Raw genomic sequence first — 16,394 nt, forward strand, 5'->3', positions numbered from 1 at the left:
GCCGACTGGCCATCCCCCTGCCCGGCCCGATCCGGCTCAGCCGGTCGGGGCGGGCAGGGTCACCTCGAAGCGGCAGCCGCCCGGCACGTTCCGCACGTCGGCGCGACCGTCGTGGGCTTCGACGATGCCGCGCACGATGGCGAGGCCGAGGCCCGCGCCGGCGGGCGGGGTCCGGGCAGCGGTGCCGCGCCAGCCGGTGTCGAAGACCCGGGGCAGTTCCTCGTCGGGGATCCCGCCACAGCCGTCGGTCACCGACAGGACCACGGCGTGGGCACGGCGTTCGGCTGCGATGGCGACCGTGCCGTCGGCGGGCGTGTGGCGGATGGCGTTGACCAGCAGGTTGGCCAGCACGCGGGTCATCTCCTTGCCGTCCACTTCCACCGGCACCGGTTCGACGTCGTCTCCCACGAGCCGTACGCCGTGCGCGTGGGCGAGCGGGTCGGCGCCGGAGAGCGCGTCGCCCACCAGGTCGTAGACCGACATCCTGGTGGGGGTGAGGGTCAGGGCCCCGGCGTGGATCCGGGACAGTTCGAAGAGGTCGCCGACCATGGAGTTGAGGCGTTCGACCTCGGCGCCGATCTGCCGGTGGTAGCGGGCCGGGTCGGCGGCCACGCCGTCCTCCAGCGCCTCCGACATGGCCCGCAGGCCTGCCAGTGGGGTACGCAGGTCGTGCGAGATCCACGCGACGAGTTCGCGGCGCGAGGTCTCCAGGGCACGTTCCCGCTCGCGTGACGCGGCCAGCTTCGCACTGGTGGCGGCCAGTTCACGCGAGAGGAGGGCCAGTTCCGCGGTGGCCGGGACGGCCGGAACGGCGAAGCTGCCGCCGTCGCCGAAGTCGCGTGCGGCGAGCGTGAGGTCGTGGCTGCGGGCGACGACCCAGCGGCCGAGGAGCAGGGCGGTCGCCAGGGAGACGGCGGCAGCCATCGCGACCACCAGTGTGACGACGGTCAGGTCGTGCGAGGAGAGGAACATCGCCTGCGCGACGGCAAGGGTTCCCGCGAGCATCGCGGTGACCGTCACCGCGGCCACCACGGTCAGGGAAACGGCGACCGAACGGTGGCGCAACAGACGCAGCACGACCGCGCCGAGCGCTCCCGCGCAGGTGGCCCCGCCCAGGGCGAAGACCGCGATCAGCAGCAGGTCCTTCACAGCGACCCCGCCTCCCCGGTCCCGGCCGGAATCTCGAAGCGGTATCCGACGCCCCACACGGTCTGGATGAAGCACGGCCGGGCGGGGTCGTCCTCGATCTTGGCGCGCAGCCGGCGGACGTGGACGGTGACGGTGGACAGGTCGCCGAAGTCCCACCCCCACACCTCCCGCATCAGGTCCTCCCGGCCGTGCGCCCGGCCGGGGCGCCGCAGGAAGTAGGCGAGGAGGTCGAACTCCCTGAGGGTGAGGGCGAGTTCCGTCCCGTTCTTGGAGGCCCGTCGGGTGCCGGGGTCGAGGATCAGGCCCCCGCCGCCCAGCGCCGGCTCCGGTGCCGCCGTTCCCTCGGTGCCGCGGCCCCGGCTGCGGCGCAGGACGGACTCGACCCGCAGGACGAGTTCGCGCGGGCTGAACGGTTTGGTGACGTAGTCGTCGGCGCCGAGCTCCAGTCCCTCGATGCGGTGCTCCTCGTCGCCCCGTGCGGTGAGCATCACCACCGGTACAGGTCCGGAGGCACGAAGCCTGCGGCACACCTCCAGCCCGTCCATCCCGGGCAGCATGAGGTCCAGGACCACGAGGTCGGGCCGGGCCCGTCCGGCGCTGGCGAGGGCCGTGGTCCCATCGGCGGCGTGCTCCACGGCGAATCCGGCGCGCGCCAGGTAGCCGGTCACGACCTCGGCGACCGTCGGATCGTCGTCCACGACGAGGACCCGGGCGGACGTGTTCTCGATGCTCATGCGGTCCAGGGTCGCACCGTCCGGCCCGGCCCCGACCCCGCTGCGGCGGCGCCCGGGGTGACGTCCGCGTTTCGTAAGGAGTCGATGGCTCCTTGAGCGGCCCGTCATCCCTACGGTGAAATCCGTGACCGTAGATGTCGTACTTCCCTGTCTGAACGAGGCCGAGGCGCTGCCCTGGGTACTCGCCCGCATCCCCGCCGGCTGGCGGGCCGTCGTCGTCGACAACGGCTCCGACGACGGTTCCGCCGAGATCGCACGCGGCCTCGGCGCCACCGTGGTCCATGAGTCGCGCCGTGGCTTCGGGGCCGCCTGTCACGCCGGGTTGATGGCCGCCGAGGCCGATGTCGTCTGTTTCTGCGACTGTGACGCCTCGCTCGATCCGGGACTCCTGACCGGCTTCGTCCGCTCGGTCGAGAACCGTGAGGCCGACCTCGTACTCGGTCGGCGCCGGCCCCAGGGCCGCGGTGCCTGGCCCCTCCACGCCCGGGCGGGGAACCTGGCCCTGTCCCGAATGCTGCGCCGCCGCACCGGCCTGCGCCTGCACGACCTCGGCCCGATGCGGGCCGCTCGGCGTGAGGCCCTCCTCGGCCTGGAGCTCACCGACCGGCGCAGCGGCTACCCGCTCCAGATGGTGGTCCGCGCCGCCGACGGCGGCTGGAAGGTACGGGAGGTGGACGTGCCGTACCTGCCCCGTGCCGGGAAGTCCAAGGTCACGGGCACATGGCGCGGCACCTACCAGGCCGTACGCGACATGAGCCGCGTACTCGCCGAGCCGGTGGGTTCCGCGGCCGTGACGGGGGGCCGGAGGTGACCACTCTTCTGGTGATCGCGAAGGAGCCCGTGCCGGGGCGGGTCAAGACGCGACTCACGCCCGCCTTCACTCCGGCCCAGGCGTCCCTGCTCGCGGAAGCCGCCCTCGCGGACACCCTGGAAGCCGTCGCCGCGGCCCCCGCCGAACGCCGGGTGCTCGTCCTGGACGGCCGCACCGGGCCTTGGCTTCCACCCGGTATCGAGGTCGTCCCGCAGTGCTCCGGAGGGCTGGACGAGCGGCTCGCCGCAGCCTTCGCCTGCTGCCCCGGGCCGGCCCTGTTGATCGGCATGGACACCCCTCAGGTCACACCCGCCCTGTTGGCGCCCGCGACCGGGCCGGACGCCTGGCAGGAGCACGACGCCTGGTTCGGCCCCGCCCTCGACGGGGGATTCTGGGCGCTCGGGCTGGCCGCACCCGACCCCGCGCTGCTGCGCGGGGTTCCGATGTCGGTGAGCGAGACGGGCGCGGTGCAGTACGGCCGGCTCCTCGCGGCAGGCCTGCGGGTCGGACGGCTGCCCCGGCTGCGGGACGTGGACACCGCCGAGGACGCACAGCTGGTCGCCGGCGAGGCCGCCGGCACCCGATTCGCCGCCCGATACGCCCGGTTCGCGTCGGCCTCGGCAGCTTCCGCCTCTCGCCCGGTGCGCCCATGAGGCGACACGGGGCTCCCGCCGAGGCAGTCGCCCCCGGTTGCCTGCCCCGGCCGGCAGCCTGGCGCGAGGACCCGTACGCCGACGCGCTCGACAGCGGGCAGGGCCCTCTGTTCCTGCGTCGCAGCGACGGCTGGCTGCTGCCCCTGGATGTGGAGCGCTGGTGCGCCGCTCCTGACGCCGCGGACCAGAGCGTCCTGGCCCGCTGCAGAGGGGCCGTCCTCGACATCGGATGCGGCCCCGGACGCCTCGCCGCAGCCCTCGCGGCTCGGGGCCGTCGGGCGCTGGGCATCGACGTGAGCCCGGCCGCGGTGGCCCGTACCGAACGGCTGGGCGGACTCGCACTGTGCCGGTCGGTCTTCGAACCGCTGCCCGGGGAGGGCCGCTGGGACACGGCCCTGCTCATCGACGGCAACATAGGCATCGGCGGGGACCCCACGGCGCTGCTGGGCCGACTCGGGTCGGTCACCGGCCCGGCAGCACGGGTCATCGCGGAATGCGTACCGGTGGACGTGGACGAGTGCTGCGAGGTCCGGCTCGACAACGGCAGCGGCGCGCTCGGCGAGCCCTTCACATGGGCCCGGCTCGGCGCCCGGGCCCTCCACGAGCACGCCCGCGTCACCGGCTGGCACGTCACGGAGGAATGGTCGGTCGCGGGGCGCGTGTTCGCGGAGCTCTCACGGCGTCCTCAGACCCCGTCGTCAGGAGCCCGGGGCCCGGGTTGCTGCCCCGACCCGGGCCGGGCCCCTGGATCGGGCCCGGGCTCGGCAGTGTTTCCGGTTCCTGGTGCCTGGTCCCCGGGCCCGCGCCGAGGCGAGGGCTGCGGTCCGGAGCCCGGCTCCGGCGGCTGACGGGACCCGGTGTCCGGCGCAGCCCGGCTCCCGGTGTCCGGCTGTGGCCGGGCGGCGGGACCGCCCCCGCCGCGAGGGCGCCGTGGGAGGTGGCGCCCCGCCACCGCCACCACGACGGCCGAGATCACCACCGCTCCGAGGACCAGCAGCAGGTTCCGCCCGTAAGGAAGGGGCAGCGCGGACGGGTTGGGCGGGGAGCCCGGTCGGAGCAGCAGCGGGAGCGTGATCAGCACCGTCGCGCCGCCTGTGATCAGGGCACCCCGTACCACTCCCCTGGCCGGGACAGCTGCGACGAGGAAGCCGAGGACCAGGACGAGGGGCGCGATCAGCGCGTCGTGCAGGACCAGCGCACCGACGAGCCAGACGCCCACCTCCCAGGGATCCGGCACCACGGACAGCTGCCACGCTCCGATTCCCATCAGCAGCAGGCCGAGGGAGCCCACGCCGTAGCGGACCGCTCCCACCGCATGCGCACCGGCGTCCTCGTTGTTCACAACACCTCCAGGCGGGTGACCCACTTGGTCTGCAGCACGCCCGGCCGGTTCGGCGCGATGATCCGCGCCGGGTAGCCGTGATCCGGCGACAGGGTCTCGCCGTTCAGGGTGAGAGCGAGCAGGGTCAGCGGATCCTGCACGTACTCCCGGCCCATTTCCATCACCCGGTAGGCACCCTGCGCTTCGAGAGAGACCACGCGCACGCCGGCGCCCGGCCGCCCGCCGGCCCGCGCCACCAGGTCACGCACCCGCAGGCCGCTCCAGCGGGCCTCCACGCTCCAGCCTTCGACACATGCGATCGGCAACCGCACCTGTGTCCGGGGCAGCGACCACAGTTCGTCGAGGGTCAGGCTGTACGGCACCGGCCCCTTCACCTCCAGCCGCCAGTCGCGCAGGGCCGCTTCCGTCACGCCGGCCGCGGCAGCCGTACGGTTCACCGGAAGCCCCTGCGGTCCGTGGTCGGGATGCCGCGGAGCCAAGAGGTCGAGCCGCTTGAGCGGGGTGAAGGACTGTCCGACCGTGGTCAGTGTCACCACCCCGACCGCCGCGCCGACACCCAGCAGGAGCGAGCGCCGGTCCCTGGAGTCCTCGGCCGCAAGCTCCGACGTCCCCGCCGATCGTCGCGCCCAATGGGCCTTGATCTCCGGCGACTTCACAGCAACGTGCAACAGGATCGAGCCCGCCACCACCCAGGCCACGGCGAAGTGCACGGGAACGAAGGAGAACGGCCACGGGTACCACTCGGCGACGTTGAGGAGTCCGGTGAAGACCTGGAAGACCGCGGTCGCCACCAGTACCGCCACCGAGAGCCGCTCCAGGGCGTGCCGGACCGACCGGAACGGCGGCCGGACGAACAAGCGGGGGTAGACCGCCCACAGCTTCGCGAGCAGCAGCACGATCGCCGCGAGTCCGGAGGCGATGTGGAGTCCTTGCGTGAGCCGGTACCCCCAGACCGGCCGGCTCGGCAGTTGGCCAGCCGACCAGCCCGGCGGATGCTGGAGGTAGTGGCTGATCAGCCCCGTCACGAAGCACACGGCGAAAGCGAGGCCCAGCCACCGTCCGACGGACGTGGCGGTACGGGCGTCGTGCAGGCGTCCCGAGAATGTGGGCGGTCGCACGGACGGGAGGAGGGGGCGCCGACGCGTTCGGGGAGTCATGCCTCCCATCACAGCGCCCGCGGTCGTCCGGCGGTGCCTTAGACACCTTACGAAACGCGTACGTCGGGCCGGGCGGGGCACGCCCGGCACCCTTGCGCTGCCAGGCTGTCGCCATGAACAGCCGCCACACCGCCGTCGCCGCCCTGCTGATGGCGGCGCTGACCGCCATCCTCGTGCCGACCGTACGCAAGGACGGCTATTTCGCGGACCCTGTCGGACTCTTCTGGTGGTACGCGGCCACGTGGGCGCTGTTCGCCGCTGCGGCGTGGGCCCTGCGCCGGGTACCGGCCCGGCACGTCGTCCCCCTGGTACTCGCAGGCGCCGTGGCGGTCGCCGCCACCGGGCTGGTCGCGGCTCCCCGTACGAGCACCGACTCCTTCCGCTACGCCTGGGACGGCAGGGTGCAGGCCGCCGGGATCTCCCCGTACGACCATCCTCCCGCGGACCCGGCGCTCGCCCGGCTGCGCGACGACTGGCTCTTCCCCCAGGGCTCCGCCGCCTGCGCGGGGCCGGACCGGGCTCCCGTGGTCGACGGGACGTGTACCCGCATCAACCGCCCCCAGGTACACACGATCTACCCGCCCGTCGCCGAGGGCTACTTCCTGCTGGTCCATGCCCTCTCGCCACCGGACGTCCGGCACAAGGCACTGCAGACCGGCGCGGCCCTGCTGTCCGTCGCGACGGCCTGTGCGCTGGTGCTCATCCTGCGCCGCCGGGGCGATCCCCGTCACGCCGTCTACTGGGCGTGGTGCCCCGCAGTGCCGATCGAGGCCGTGAACAACGCACACGTGGACGTCCTCGCCGTGCTCCTTTCCGTCGCCGCCCTCGGGGTGGTGGCCCGGCACAAGGTGACCGGCGGCGCGCTGCTCGGCCTGGCGATCGCCACCAAAATGCTGCCCGCGGTCCTGCTGCCTGGTGCCCTGTCCGGGGTACGGCGTACACGAGACGTGGTCGGCGTGCTGGTGCCCGCCGCCGTGGTCGTCGCACTCGCCTACCTGCCGTACGTCCTGGGCTCCCGATCGTCCGTGTTCGGCTATCTCGGCGGCTACGCCGAGGAAGAGGGCTACGAGGACGCCACCGCGGGCGGGCGCTACGCCCTGCTCCGTCTCCTCTTCCCGGACGCCTGGGCACTGCCTCTGGTCGTCGTCGGCATGCTCGCCGTGGTCGCCCACGTCCTGCGCCGGGGGGACCCTGCACGCCCCTGGAGCGGGGCCCTGCTGGTCACCGGAACGGCCTTCCTGCTCATGACCCCCGGCTACTCCTGGTACGCGCTCCTGCTGATCGCCCTGGTCGCGCTCGACGGCCGCTGGGAATGGCTCGGCGTCGCCCTCGCGGGCGCGGCCGTCTACATCGCCGGCCGGTCCCTCGGCGGCGCGACCGGCACGGTTGCCTACGCACTCGCCGGAGCCGCAGTCCTGGCCGGTTGGGCCCTGCGCCGTCGACACACGACGACAGCCGATTCGCGTGCGGCGGACGACCATTCGCCGAGCGAGCCGGCTGCCCCCGCTGGCGAGCCCCGTACTTCCTGAAGCCTGCCTCGAGGGCGTCCGTCAGCCACCACCCGGGCGCGCCAAGGAATGGGTGCGCTGCGGGCTCCCGCCGGGCCGTCCGCTGCCCCCGCTCGCCACTGTCGGCGGTGGGCGTGATCCTCACCGCTACCGACACCGCCCTCTACACGGTGCCGGGCAGCGGCCGGGCCCATCGCCGCCGGATCCCTGGTCCTGGCGGCCGTTGCCGCCTGGTGGTGCGCATCTCGCCAGGGCTGATCACAACCAGGCACCGATATGACGATGCCGGGGACTCGGGGCAGACATCCGCCCCTCCGCTGGATACGGTGCAAGGAACGCGTCAGGAGTTCGGCGCGCGGTGTGCCGGGAAGTCTGGTCGGCGTCCGGGGGGCAGTGCGCCCTCATCACCGCCGACACCGAAGGCCACCGCCGTGCCCGCCGCCCCGCGCTACTCTGCCTCTTCACCATCTCCGCTGTGCGGGCTCCTCCCACGGCCCGAGCGGACCGCCGTCGCGGTCGCGCCGCGGACCGAGACCGTCGGGGGTCGGTCCGCCGCGTCCCGCCACCGCCGCGCCCCTGACTGGCAGGCATTCCTCATCCGCCCCTCGCATGGCCGTCGTACGGACAGCCGTCGCGTCGCGCCCAGGAAGCGGATCGGCGGCTCACGCCCCCGAAGTGAGCCAGATCTCGCAGGCCGGATCAGTCCCCATGGACCGTTTCCACAGCCCAGGAATGAGCAGCCCATGCCGGAACGAACGATCGGAAAGGCGCTGGCCGCCGTCGGCGCACCGCTCGCTCTGGCCGGACTGGCGATGCAGGTGTTGCCCGGGCGCGGCTCGTCCGTCCTCGTCCTCGTCCTTGGCTTGGCACTGCTCATGACGGGCGTCGTCATGTCTGCCGCAGCCGCCCGCTCGTAGCAGTGTCGGCGCCCGACAATGAACAGGAATGCGACGGCGTGAGTGGGGAACGGCTTCGGCGGCGTGACCTCCCGAGAGTGGGGCGGCGCCTGCCGGACGAGTCGGCAGGGAGACCAGATCCTGATGCGTCGCGGCTCCCTCACCCCATAGTGTTCTCCGCGGGATTCGAGGGCAGCGAGCCGATCGCCGAGGCCCGACAGCTGACCCGCTCCTTCCTGGCCGAGGTGCAGGCCGCCCACGGCGTGCACGTCTCCGACCGCGCCCTGGATCTGGTGGAGCTGGTCGTCAGTGAGCTGGTCACCAACACTCGTAAATACGCACCCGGCCCCAGCCTGCTGAATCTCGAAGTCCGGGAGGGGTGCGTGGATGTGGCCGTCTGGGACAGCAATCCGGACCCACCAGCGATCCTGCCTCCCGATCCCACCCGGGTGGGACAGCACGGGCTGGAGATCATCATGGCTGTGGCGCTGGCCTTTCAGATTCACCGCGAGCCCGTCGGCAAGCGGGTCACGGCCTCCATCGCGCTCGCTCCCTGACGGGCACCGACGCCCGCAGGCCGCTGGAGACGGGAGATCCGGCCCCCCTCCGGTCAGGTCCGTCGGTTGTGTCCACGAGAAGCGGTGGACGGCCGGGGTGTCGTTCCCGGTCGGGGCGTGTATCCGTCGTCCGGGCGCGCTGCACCGGTGACGCGGCCCCGGCCAGGCCCCGGGGCCACTCACCTTCAGCAAAGAGATCCGCCTGATTCCCTACAGAACTTACGGGTAAAACTTCACAAAAGGTATCAATGTATTCTTCCTTCCCTCGCGTGGAGGCGTAAGGCATGGATCCCTGGCTGATCTGGCTGATTGTCGCTCTGGTCCTGGGCGCCGTGGAAATCTTCACTCTCACCGCCGCGCTCGGTTTGCTGGGCGGCGCTGCGCTGGTCACAGCCGTATTCGCCGCTGTCGGTTTGCCCCTCCCCCTGCAGTTTCTGGTGTTCGCGGTCGTGTCGACGGTCAGCTTGGCCTTCGTCCGCCCGGTTGTGCTCCGCCGCCTGTCTCCGCCGCCGGGCGGGCGCTTCGGCGTGGACGCCCTGGTCGGCGGGGTCGCCTACGTGACATCGGAGGTGTCAAAGCTGGGTGGCAGAGTCCGTATAGGCGGTGAGGAATGGACGGCGCGCGCCTATGACGAGACGCTGGTGATCCCTCCCGGCACGACCGTCGACGTCATCGAGATCAAAGGCACCACCGCGCTCGTCTATCCCCGGGAGTGAGCCATGGAGATCTCCGCGTTCCTCATAGCAGGCCTGCTCGTCGCGGCGCTCGCCGTCTTCACCGTGCTGCGGGCGGTGCGGATCGTGCCCCAGGCCCGCGCCCGCAACGTCGAACGGCTCGGCCGCTACCACCGCACCCTGAAGCCCGGGCTCAACGTCGTCATCCCGTACATCGACCGCGTCTATCCGGTGATCGACCTGCGCGAGCAGGTCGTCTCTTTCAAACCGCAGCCGGTCATCACGGAGGACAACCTGGTCGTCGAGATCGACACCGTGCTGTACTTCCAGGTCACCGACCCGCGCGCGGCAGCGTACGAGATCGCCAACTTCCTCCAGGCGGTGGAACAGCTGACGGTCACCACGCTGCGCAACGTCGTCGGGTCCATGGACCTGGAGAAGACCCTGACCTCACGGGACACCATCAACAACCAGCTCCGCGGCGTGCTCGACGAGGCCACCGGCAAGTGGGGGCTCAGGGTCAACCGGGTCGAGATCAAGGCCATCGACCCGCCGCAGTCCATCAAGGACGCGATGGAGAAGCAGATGCGGGCCGAGCGGGACAAGCGGGCCGCCATCCTCGGAGCCGAGGGGCAGCGCCAGTCCCAGATCCTCACCGCGGAAGGCGACAAGCAGTCCGCCGTCCTCCGGGCGGAGGGCAACCGGACCGCGGAGATCCTCAGGGCCGAAGGTCAGTCCCGCGCCATAGACGAGGTGTTCCAAGCCGTCCACCGCAACGACCCCGACCCCAAACTGCTCGCCTACCAGTACCTCCAGATGCTCCCCCAGATCGCGCAAGGCCCCGGCAGCACGTTCTGGGTGATACCCGGCGAGGTCACCTCCGCCCTCCAGAACGTCACCCGCGCCTTCACCGAAGTCCTTCCCCAGTCCGCCGCCACCCGCGAGGCGTCGTCCGACGACCTGGCCGTCCAGGCGGCGAACGACGCGGCACAGGCGGCGGAAGCCGCGGCGGAGGCCCTCGCCGATGCCGCGGAAGCCGACAGCACGGCGGGCGGCGCGCTCGCAGCACGGCGCGAGGCCGGAGGACGCGGCGACGAGGCAGCGCCGGCGCCCGGTCCGCAGAACTGACTCCCCTTCACGTCGATCACGACGTGGCCCGCTCGGGGTGCGCCGACGCCGGCCTCACCCCACGGGAGCGGACGGGCACGGCCGCCGCTCGAACAGTTCGGCCGCCTCGCTACCGTCTGCCGCCGGCAGCGGGCCGCCGCCCGATCCCAGCGATCAGTGACCGCACGCGGGGTCGATCATGCGTGGATGGTCGGCCAGCAGAACCTGCTCGGGGGGGAAGGGTCCGCAGCGCGGCGTTCAGGCCGCCCCTCGTTGATGCCGCTCTCCACGTTCAGCAGCTGGCGCAGCTTCGCCGGAACCTCCTTGCGGCCGACGATGGCGGAGGCGAACACCGGGTCCGTCGGTGCCAGCACGGCGCCGACCAGGAAGGACGTCGTCCAGTCCAACCCGACGAGATAGTGGGTGATCAGCGCCATGCCGGCCACGGCCAGTGGCATGCCGAGCCCCAGGGCGCGGGCCGGGTTCTTCCAGTTCTCCCGCAGCTTCGGGAAGGAGACGTGCATGCCGTCGGTGAACAGCACGGCGAACAGGGCCAGATCGGCGGTGACGGCCACGATCGGGCTGTCAGCGGTGATGTGGATCAGCCCGAGGAACCCGTCACTGACCACAGCTCCGCCCACGAGGAACAGCAGCGAGGCCGACAGCACGGTGCGGGCGGCGAGCCCGGAGAGAAGGACTGCGACAGCAGGGCCACACCGAAGACAGCGACGAGCACCATGGCAGGATCCCCCGATTCGAGAAGAGATGTGTTTCGTGATCGCCGACCGGGCTTCCCGGCACTCCACCGGCCACTTTACGTATCCCTTACGTCCTCTCGAAGGGCCCCTGACGGCAGTCCGGACGGCCGTACATTGCCGGACTCCGGCATGAATGCGTCACTTTTCGGCCGTCTATCGTGGGCCTACGCATCAGAGAGGTGTCCATGAACGGAGATCCGCTCTACCACGGCATCGCCCTGGCGGCAGGCACACTGCTCGTACTCCCCCTGGCGTTGGCGGTGCTCAACGGCTGGACCCCGCGCGGGCTTCGAGGGCCGCGGCCGGCCGTCCGTCCTTACGCATGGGCCCTGCTCAGCCTCTATGCCGTGATGCCACTGAACGCCGTCCCCCGCATGATCGACGCGCCCTCGGGCGTCGTCATGGCCTGCACGGGTCTGGGCTTCGGATTCGTGGTGGTGGCCGCGACGTGCTTCCTGCATGCCGAACGGGCCTCCCGCCGCGTGAACCCGCGAGCGGAGAGTTGATCGCGATGCCGGGAGGCGGACTCCTCGGATGGGCGCGGCGCAACCTCACGGAGCCCCGTATCGCGGTCGCGCTCGTGATCGTCGGCGCACCTGCAACACTGGCCGGCGCCTGGCTGTACGTCCTGCCGGGCCCCGGGTTTCCGGTGCTGGTCATCGGCCTCGCCGCGCTCATCACGGGCCTGGCCATGCTCGGCTCACGGGCCGGCCGCGGCTGAGCGGACAGGGCGAGGCTCTCGGTTCTCCGGTCCGTCACCTGCGGGCCTCCGGCACTCCGCCCGCGCTTCGCGTGTCGGCCTTCGAGGTCCATGGTGGGGGCTCCAGGTCATGGAGAACGGGAACAGCTCCACCACCGTGCTCCCCTACGGCAAGGACGACGCCCTACCGGCCCGGACAAACAGCACGCCGAGACCTCGATGCTCGCCCTGCACATGCTTCAGTACGCACTCGTCCACATCCACACACTGCTGGTCCGGCAAGTTCTGGCCGAACCGGCATGAACGAAGACGCTCAGAGACGAGGATCGGAGGGGCCTGACCGCGCCGTTCTGGTCCAACGTCAGCCCGTACGGCACCCTCCGCCTGGACATGGACGCCCGGATCGACCTGGGGCCGGTTGCCCTCGTGCCCCGCCCCCGAAGCGGCCTGGCCATAGCCCTGTCGACCCGTGACCCGCATCACATCACATCCAGTTCTTGTCAGGAATCGGGTCGTTGTTCCGCTCAAGTCACCGGAAGCAAGCGAACCGACAGGAGCGAGACATGAAGCACCGCATCGTCGTCCTCGGTGCCGGCTACGCCGGGGCGTACGTGGCCGGAACCCTGGCCCGCCGGCTGTCCCCGGCGGACACCGAGATCACCGTGGTCAACGCCGAGCCGGACTTCGTCCAGCGGCTGCGGCTGCACCAGCTCGCGGCCGGCCAGGAGATCGAGGCTCCACAGCTCGCCGAGGTCTTCGCGGGCACGGCGATACGGCTGCGCCGGGCCCGTGTCACCACCGTCGACCCCGAGCGCCAGGTCGTCGCCTTGGCCGATGCCGACGGCGGCGGCGAGCTCGGCTACGACACGCTTCTCTACGCACTCGGCAGCCACGGCGCCGACCACGGCGTCCCCGGCGTGGCCGAGCACGCCTTCGATGTCGCCGCACGGCCCTCCGCGCTGCGCCTGCGCGAGCGCCTGGACAGCCTGAGCAAGCGGGATGAAGGCCGGCATGTCCTGGTCGTCGGCGACGGGTTGACCGGCATCGAGACCGCCACCGAGATCGCCGAATCCCGGCCCGGCCTGTCGGTGACGCTGGTCGCCCGCGGAGAGCTGGGCGCCCCGCTCTCCCCCGGAGCCCGCACCCACTTGCGCCAGACCTGCGACCGGCTGGGCATCATCGTCCTGGAGCACACCAGCGTCGAAGCCGTCGAAGCGACGCGGGTGCTGTGCGCCGACGGAACCGCCCTGGCGGCCGACGCGACCGTGTGGACGGCCGGGTTCGCGGTCAGCCCCATCGCCGCCGTAAGCGGGCTGGAGGTCACCGAGGACGGCCGGATCGTGGTGGATCGCACCATGCGGTCGATCTCGCACCCGAACGTCTACGCCGCCGGTGACAGCGCCTACGCCATCGGCGACAACGGCCGGCCACTGCCGATGTCCTGCGCTTCGGCCGGCTACACCGGCCGGCAGGCGGTGGACGCGATCGTGGGACGCCTGACCGGCAGCAAGATCGCGAACACCAGGCTGGAGTACCCGGGCAACCACATCAGCCTCGGGCGGCGGGACGGAATCCTGCAGATGGTCGACCACGAAGGGCAGGCAAAGTCGAAGTACATGGGCGGCCGCAAGGCTGCCCGGATCAAGGCGGGCATCCTCTGGATGTCGCTGTGGGCCACCTCGCACCCGACTTTCGGCCTGCCCAAGCGCAAGCACCGCCTGGCCGCTGCCGCCTCGGATGTGTCCTTCGCCGAGAAGTCGGTCGCGTAGCTGCGTCCCCAGGCTCACTGGGCATACATCCCGGCCTTGTTCCAAAACCTTGAGCCACTCGACGCGGCGTGCCCATCCAGCGAAATCACCGTGGTGAACCCGGCTCTCATCCCCTGCCTGACCGGTGAACTCGACGGCGTCCTGACAGTCCGTCTCGAGAAGGCCCGCATCAGCGGCTGCTGCTGCGACCGCAATCCGGAAGAGCTGACCCGCGCCGAGACCGAAGCCCCCCTCGCCCGGCGATGAACCCCCTCCTCTGAAGGAGAAGCATGTCCACTCAAGCCGCGGCCCCCGCCAACGCGTCGCCCTCACCCTGGCCGAGCGTGGCCAGGGCAGTCGCCTTGCTCACGGTGAGCATCAGCCTGCTGCTCACCGCCTTCGCCTGGCCGTCAGTACGCTCATCGGTGCATGATGTGCCGATCGCCGTGGCCGGGCCCGCACCCGCCGTCAAGCAGATCACGCCCTTACTCGACCAACGGCTTCCCGACGGTTTCGAGGTCACAGAGGTCGCCGACACGGCCGCCGCCGAACAACTGATCCGCGACCGCAAGGTGTACGGGGCGATCGATCTGAGCTCTGGCACCCCACAGGTCATCACCGCATCCGCCGCAAGCACCGCAGTCGCGCAGGCCCTGAACAGCATCGCGACCGGTCTCAGCCAGGGACAGGGAAGCAACACAGCGGTCACCGTCCGCGACCTCATCCCGCTGCCGGCCGGTGACCCGCGCGGTGCCGGACTGTCCGCCGGAGCTCTGCCACTGGTCATGGGCGGCCTACTCGCCGCCCTGCTCTTGACCAGGCTCGTCCGCGGCAACCTCCGCCGCGTCACCGGAGCGTTCGCCTTCGCCATCACCGGCGGACTTGCCGTGGCAGCGATCCTGCAGTTCTGGCTCGGCTCACTCGACGGCTCCTACTGGGCCAACAGCGGCGCCATCGCCGTGACCATCGCAGCCACCTCCCTGAGCATCCTCGGCCTCGAGTCACTGCTCGGGTACGTCGGCTTCGGGCTCGGCGCCGCCACGATGATGCTCATCGGCAACCCCCTGTCGGGCACAGCGACCGCACCCGAGATGCTGCCCGGCTGGTCCGGCGCCCTCGGCCAACTGCTACCCCCCGGGGCCGGAGGCCAACTGCTGCGCTCCACCGCCTTCTTCGACGGCCACGGCGCCACCCGCTCCGCCACCGTCCTGGTGGCGTGGCTCACGCTCGGCGTGGTGCTGTGCCTGGCCGGCAACCTGCGCCGCCGTCCTACCGCCACCGTCGAAGACAGGGACGCACAGCCGGCCCTGCACGCGACGGTCTGACACCACAGCACCCACCGGCCTGGGACGCCCCCGCCCAGCGGCACAGAAAGCGGCGTTCTTAAGGTGGTTCACATGGACAGCGCCGCCACTGATCATTTCGACACCAGTCGGTTCGAGGCCAGCCGGAACAGGCTGGCCTCGCTGGCGTACCGGCTCCTGGGCTCCGCCACCGACGCCGAAGACGCCGTGCAGGACGCGTTCCTGCGCTGGCAGGCCGCCGACCGGCAGCGGATCAAGGTGCCGGAAGCATGGCTGACCAAGGTCGTCACCAACCTGTGCGTCGACCGGCTCCGCTCGGCGCAAGCCCGCCGCGAACGCACCGCCGGCGCCTGGCTGCCCGAACCGCTCCTCGACGGCGACCCGATGCTCGGCCCGGCCGACACCTTCGAACAGCGCGAATCGGTCTCCCTGGCCCTGCTGACGCTCATGGAGCGCCTGTCCCCCGCCGAACGGGCCGTCTACGTCCTGCGCGAAGCGTTCTCCTACAGCCACGCCGAGATCGCCGAGATCCTCGACATCACCGAGTCCGCGAGCCAGCAGCACCTCCACCGGGCTCGCCGCCGCATCACCGCCGCCCGCAGCGGTGGCGCCGAAGTCGACGCCGCATCCGCCCGCAGGATCGTCGAGGAGTTCCTCGCCGCCGCCGCCTCGGGCCGCACCGAACGGCTGGTGGCGCTGCTCACCGACGACGCGACCGCGATCTCCGACGGCGCCGGCGGCCTGGCCGAGAAGCTGCTGCGCTACGACACTCCGCAGCGCATCGCCGCCGTCGTACGGGCCGGCTTCAAACCCACGGACGCGAAGCGGCGACTTGCCGGTGGCACGCCCGCCATCCACTACGCACTCGTCAACGGCGTCCCCGCCATCCTCTTCGTGGTCGGCGACCAGGTCGTCGGCTCCACGATGTTCGACATCATCAACGGCAAGATCGCAACCATGCACGGCATCGCCGCCCCCCACCGCCTCGCCCGCCTCAGCGAAGCCTGGCGGCAGCACGAACCGGACGCCCCGCTCATCGCCCAGTGGTGACCCCACGACATCCTCATAGGACACGGTCTAAGAAGCCGTTGTCGTAACGAACTTGATCGGCGGGTTTCCGCAGTTCAGGCATGATGCCGGCATGGCGAGGCATGCTCGGGCCGTTGGGTTGTCTCGTTGGTGGAGGTGCCGGGACGGCGTCGGTGGTGGGTCTCCTGGAGGAGCGGGAGCTGGCCGCACATGAGCGCGCGGAGGAGCTTCGGGAGGTGGCGGACCGGGTACTCGCTGAGCTCGCCG

General features: G+C 71.4%; 17 protein-coding genes and 1 pseudogene. 14 read left to right on the forward strand and 4 right to left on the reverse strand.

The window, feature by feature from the left end; translation table 11 throughout:
- Positions 1 to 36: 36 nt before the first annotated feature.
- Both OHA91_RS06035 and OHA91_RS06040 read right to left on the reverse strand, forming a co-directional pair.
- On the reverse strand, positions 37 to 1,149 hold the full coding sequence (locus OHA91_RS06035; RefSeq protein WP_266494118.1) for a sensor histidine kinase: 1,113 nt from the start codon (positions 1,147 to 1,149) through the stop codon (positions 37 to 39).
- Positions 1,146 to 1,883, reverse strand: coding sequence for a response regulator transcription factor (locus OHA91_RS06040; protein ID WP_266494116.1), 738 nt, complete (start codon positions 1,881 to 1,883; stop codon positions 1,146 to 1,148). Before OHA91_RS06040 ends, OHA91_RS06035 begins: the two co-directional genes overlap by 4 nt.
- A gap of 115 nt (positions 1,884 to 1,998) precedes the next feature.
- Between OHA91_RS06040 and OHA91_RS06045 the strand changes: the two genes are divergently transcribed.
- Genes OHA91_RS06045 through OHA91_RS06055 form a run of 3 tightly spaced genes read left to right on the forward strand, consistent with a single transcriptional unit; the run spans position 1,999 to position 4,195 of the window.
- A complete protein-coding gene (locus tag OHA91_RS06045) occupies positions 1,999 to 2,694 on the forward strand; it encodes a glycosyltransferase family 2 protein (RefSeq protein WP_031147116.1) in 696 nt (231 codons plus the stop codon).
- Positions 2,691 to 3,347, forward strand: coding sequence for a TIGR04282 family arsenosugar biosynthesis glycosyltransferase (locus OHA91_RS06050; RefSeq protein WP_037631572.1), 657 nt, complete (start codon positions 2,691 to 2,693; stop codon positions 3,345 to 3,347). Before OHA91_RS06045 ends, OHA91_RS06050 begins: the two co-directional genes overlap by 4 nt.
- On the forward strand, positions 3,344 to 4,195 hold the full coding sequence (locus OHA91_RS06055) for a methyltransferase domain-containing protein (RefSeq protein ID WP_328738781.1): 852 nt from the start codon (positions 3,344 to 3,346) through the stop codon (positions 4,193 to 4,195). Before OHA91_RS06050 ends, OHA91_RS06055 begins: the two co-directional genes overlap by 4 nt.
- Before the next feature lie 490 nt (positions 4,196 to 4,685).
- Here the strand turns inward: OHA91_RS06055 and OHA91_RS06060 are convergent, their stop codons facing one another.
- The gene (locus OHA91_RS06060) at positions 4,686 to 5,846 is read right to left on the reverse strand and encodes a molybdopterin-dependent oxidoreductase (protein WP_328738782.1); all 1,161 of its coding nucleotides are present in this window, start codon (positions 5,844 to 5,846) and stop codon (positions 4,686 to 4,688) included.
- Between the two features lie 113 nt (positions 5,847 to 5,959).
- Between OHA91_RS06060 and OHA91_RS06065 the strand changes: the two genes are divergently transcribed.
- From OHA91_RS06065 to OHA91_RS06085, 5 genes are all read left to right on the forward strand, one after another.
- Positions 5,960 to 7,375, forward strand: a complete 1,416-nt coding sequence (locus OHA91_RS06065; RefSeq protein ID WP_328738783.1) for a glycosyltransferase family 87 protein — start codon at positions 5,960 to 5,962, stop codon at positions 7,373 to 7,375.
- 722 nt (positions 7,376 to 8,097) lie between these two features.
- Positions 8,098 to 8,271, forward strand: coding sequence for a hypothetical protein (locus OHA91_RS06070; protein WP_158714714.1), 174 nt, complete (start codon positions 8,098 to 8,100; stop codon positions 8,269 to 8,271).
- A gap of 149 nt (positions 8,272 to 8,420) precedes the next feature.
- A complete protein-coding gene (locus tag OHA91_RS06075) occupies positions 8,421 to 8,807 on the forward strand; it encodes an ATP-binding protein (protein WP_051892718.1) in 387 nt (128 codons plus the stop codon).
- Between the two features lie 284 nt (positions 8,808 to 9,091).
- Positions 9,092 to 9,523 (forward strand): NfeD family protein, encoded by a 432-nt coding sequence (locus OHA91_RS06080; RefSeq protein WP_031147106.1) that lies wholly within the window; start codon positions 9,092 to 9,094, stop codon positions 9,521 to 9,523.
- Between the two features lie 3 nt (positions 9,524 to 9,526).
- Entirely contained in the window at positions 9,527 to 10,609 is a 1,083-nt protein-coding gene (locus tag OHA91_RS06085) for an SPFH domain-containing protein (RefSeq protein WP_051892716.1), read from the forward strand.
- A 245-nt stretch (positions 10,610 to 10,854) separates the two neighbouring features.
- Here the strand turns inward: OHA91_RS06085 and OHA91_RS06090 are convergent.
- Positions 10,855 to 11,327: pseudogene (locus tag OHA91_RS06090) on the reverse strand (cation:proton antiporter domain-containing protein); the annotation flags it as partial.
- A 204-nt stretch (positions 11,328 to 11,531) separates the two neighbouring features.
- On the opposite strand from OHA91_RS06090, the gene OHA91_RS06095 reads away from it, so the two are divergent.
- The 6 genes from OHA91_RS06095 (at position 11,532) to OHA91_RS06120 (ending at position 16,148) form a co-directional block, all read left to right on the forward strand.
- Positions 11,532 to 11,852, forward strand: coding sequence for a hypothetical protein (locus OHA91_RS06095; RefSeq protein WP_328738784.1), 321 nt, complete (start codon positions 11,532 to 11,534; stop codon positions 11,850 to 11,852).
- A 5-nt stretch (positions 11,853 to 11,857) separates the two neighbouring features.
- Complete coding sequence (locus OHA91_RS06100; protein ID WP_266494101.1) at positions 11,858 to 12,067, forward strand: hypothetical protein; 210 nt, start codon at positions 11,858 to 11,860, stop codon at positions 12,065 to 12,067.
- Positions 12,068 to 12,609: 542 nt separating this feature from the next.
- Positions 12,610 to 13,815: an NAD(P)/FAD-dependent oxidoreductase gene (locus OHA91_RS06105; RefSeq protein WP_328738786.1), complete on the forward strand. Its 1,206-nt coding sequence runs from the start codon at positions 12,610 to 12,612 to the stop codon at positions 13,813 to 13,815.
- Between the two features lie 36 nt (positions 13,816 to 13,851).
- The gene (locus OHA91_RS06110; protein WP_328738787.1) at positions 13,852 to 14,061 is read left to right on the forward strand and encodes a hypothetical protein; all 210 of its coding nucleotides are present in this window, start codon (positions 13,852 to 13,854) and stop codon (positions 14,059 to 14,061) included.
- Between the two features lie 23 nt (positions 14,062 to 14,084).
- Complete coding sequence (locus tag OHA91_RS06115) at positions 14,085 to 15,119, forward strand: hypothetical protein (RefSeq protein WP_328738788.1); 1,035 nt, start codon at positions 14,085 to 14,087, stop codon at positions 15,117 to 15,119.
- Between the two features lie 72 nt (positions 15,120 to 15,191).
- Positions 15,192 to 16,148, forward strand: coding sequence for a sigma-70 family RNA polymerase sigma factor (locus OHA91_RS06120; RefSeq protein WP_031147093.1), 957 nt, complete (start codon positions 15,192 to 15,194; stop codon positions 16,146 to 16,148).
- Positions 16,149 to 16,394 lie beyond the last annotated feature (246 nt).

Source organism: Streptomyces erythrochromogenes (genome assembly GCF_036170895.1).
GTDB classification, from domain to species: domain Bacteria; phylum Actinomycetota; class Actinomycetes; order Streptomycetales; family Streptomycetaceae; genus Streptomyces; species Streptomyces erythrochromogenes.

Coding starts and splice junctions, on each gene's coding strand:
- OHA91_RS06115 (WP_328738788.1), top strand. CDS start 14,085: ATGTCCACTCAAGCCGCGGCCCCCGCCAACGCGTCGCCCTCACCCTGG.
- OHA91_RS06120 (WP_031147093.1), top strand. CDS start 15,192: ATGGACAGCGCCGCCACTGATCATTTCGACACCAGTCGGTTCGAGGCC.
- OHA91_RS06065 (WP_328738783.1), top strand. CDS start 5,960: ATGAACAGCCGCCACACCGCCGTCGCCGCCCTGCTGATGGCGGCGCTG.
- OHA91_RS06055 (WP_328738781.1), top strand. CDS start 3,344: ATGAGGCGACACGGGGCTCCCGCCGAGGCAGTCGCCCCCGGTTGCCTG.
- OHA91_RS06040 (WP_266494116.1), bottom strand. CDS start 1,883: ATGAGCATCGAGAACACGTCCGCCCGGGTCCTCGTCGTGGACGACGAT.
- OHA91_RS06100 (WP_266494101.1), top strand. CDS start 11,858: ATGCCGGGAGGCGGACTCCTCGGATGGGCGCGGCGCAACCTCACGGAG.
- OHA91_RS06105 (WP_328738786.1), top strand. CDS start 12,610: ATGAAGCACCGCATCGTCGTCCTCGGTGCCGGCTACGCCGGGGCGTAC.
- OHA91_RS06080 (WP_031147106.1), top strand. CDS start 9,092: ATGGATCCCTGGCTGATCTGGCTGATTGTCGCTCTGGTCCTGGGCGCC.
- OHA91_RS06095 (WP_328738784.1), top strand. CDS start 11,532: ATGAACGGAGATCCGCTCTACCACGGCATCGCCCTGGCGGCAGGCACA.
- OHA91_RS06070 (WP_158714714.1), top strand. CDS start 8,098: ATGCCGGAACGAACGATCGGAAAGGCGCTGGCCGCCGTCGGCGCACCG.
- OHA91_RS06085 (WP_051892716.1), top strand. CDS start 9,527: ATGGAGATCTCCGCGTTCCTCATAGCAGGCCTGCTCGTCGCGGCGCTC.
- OHA91_RS06060 (WP_328738782.1), bottom strand. CDS start 5,846: ATGACTCCCCGAACGCGTCGGCGCCCCCTCCTCCCGTCCGTGCGACCG.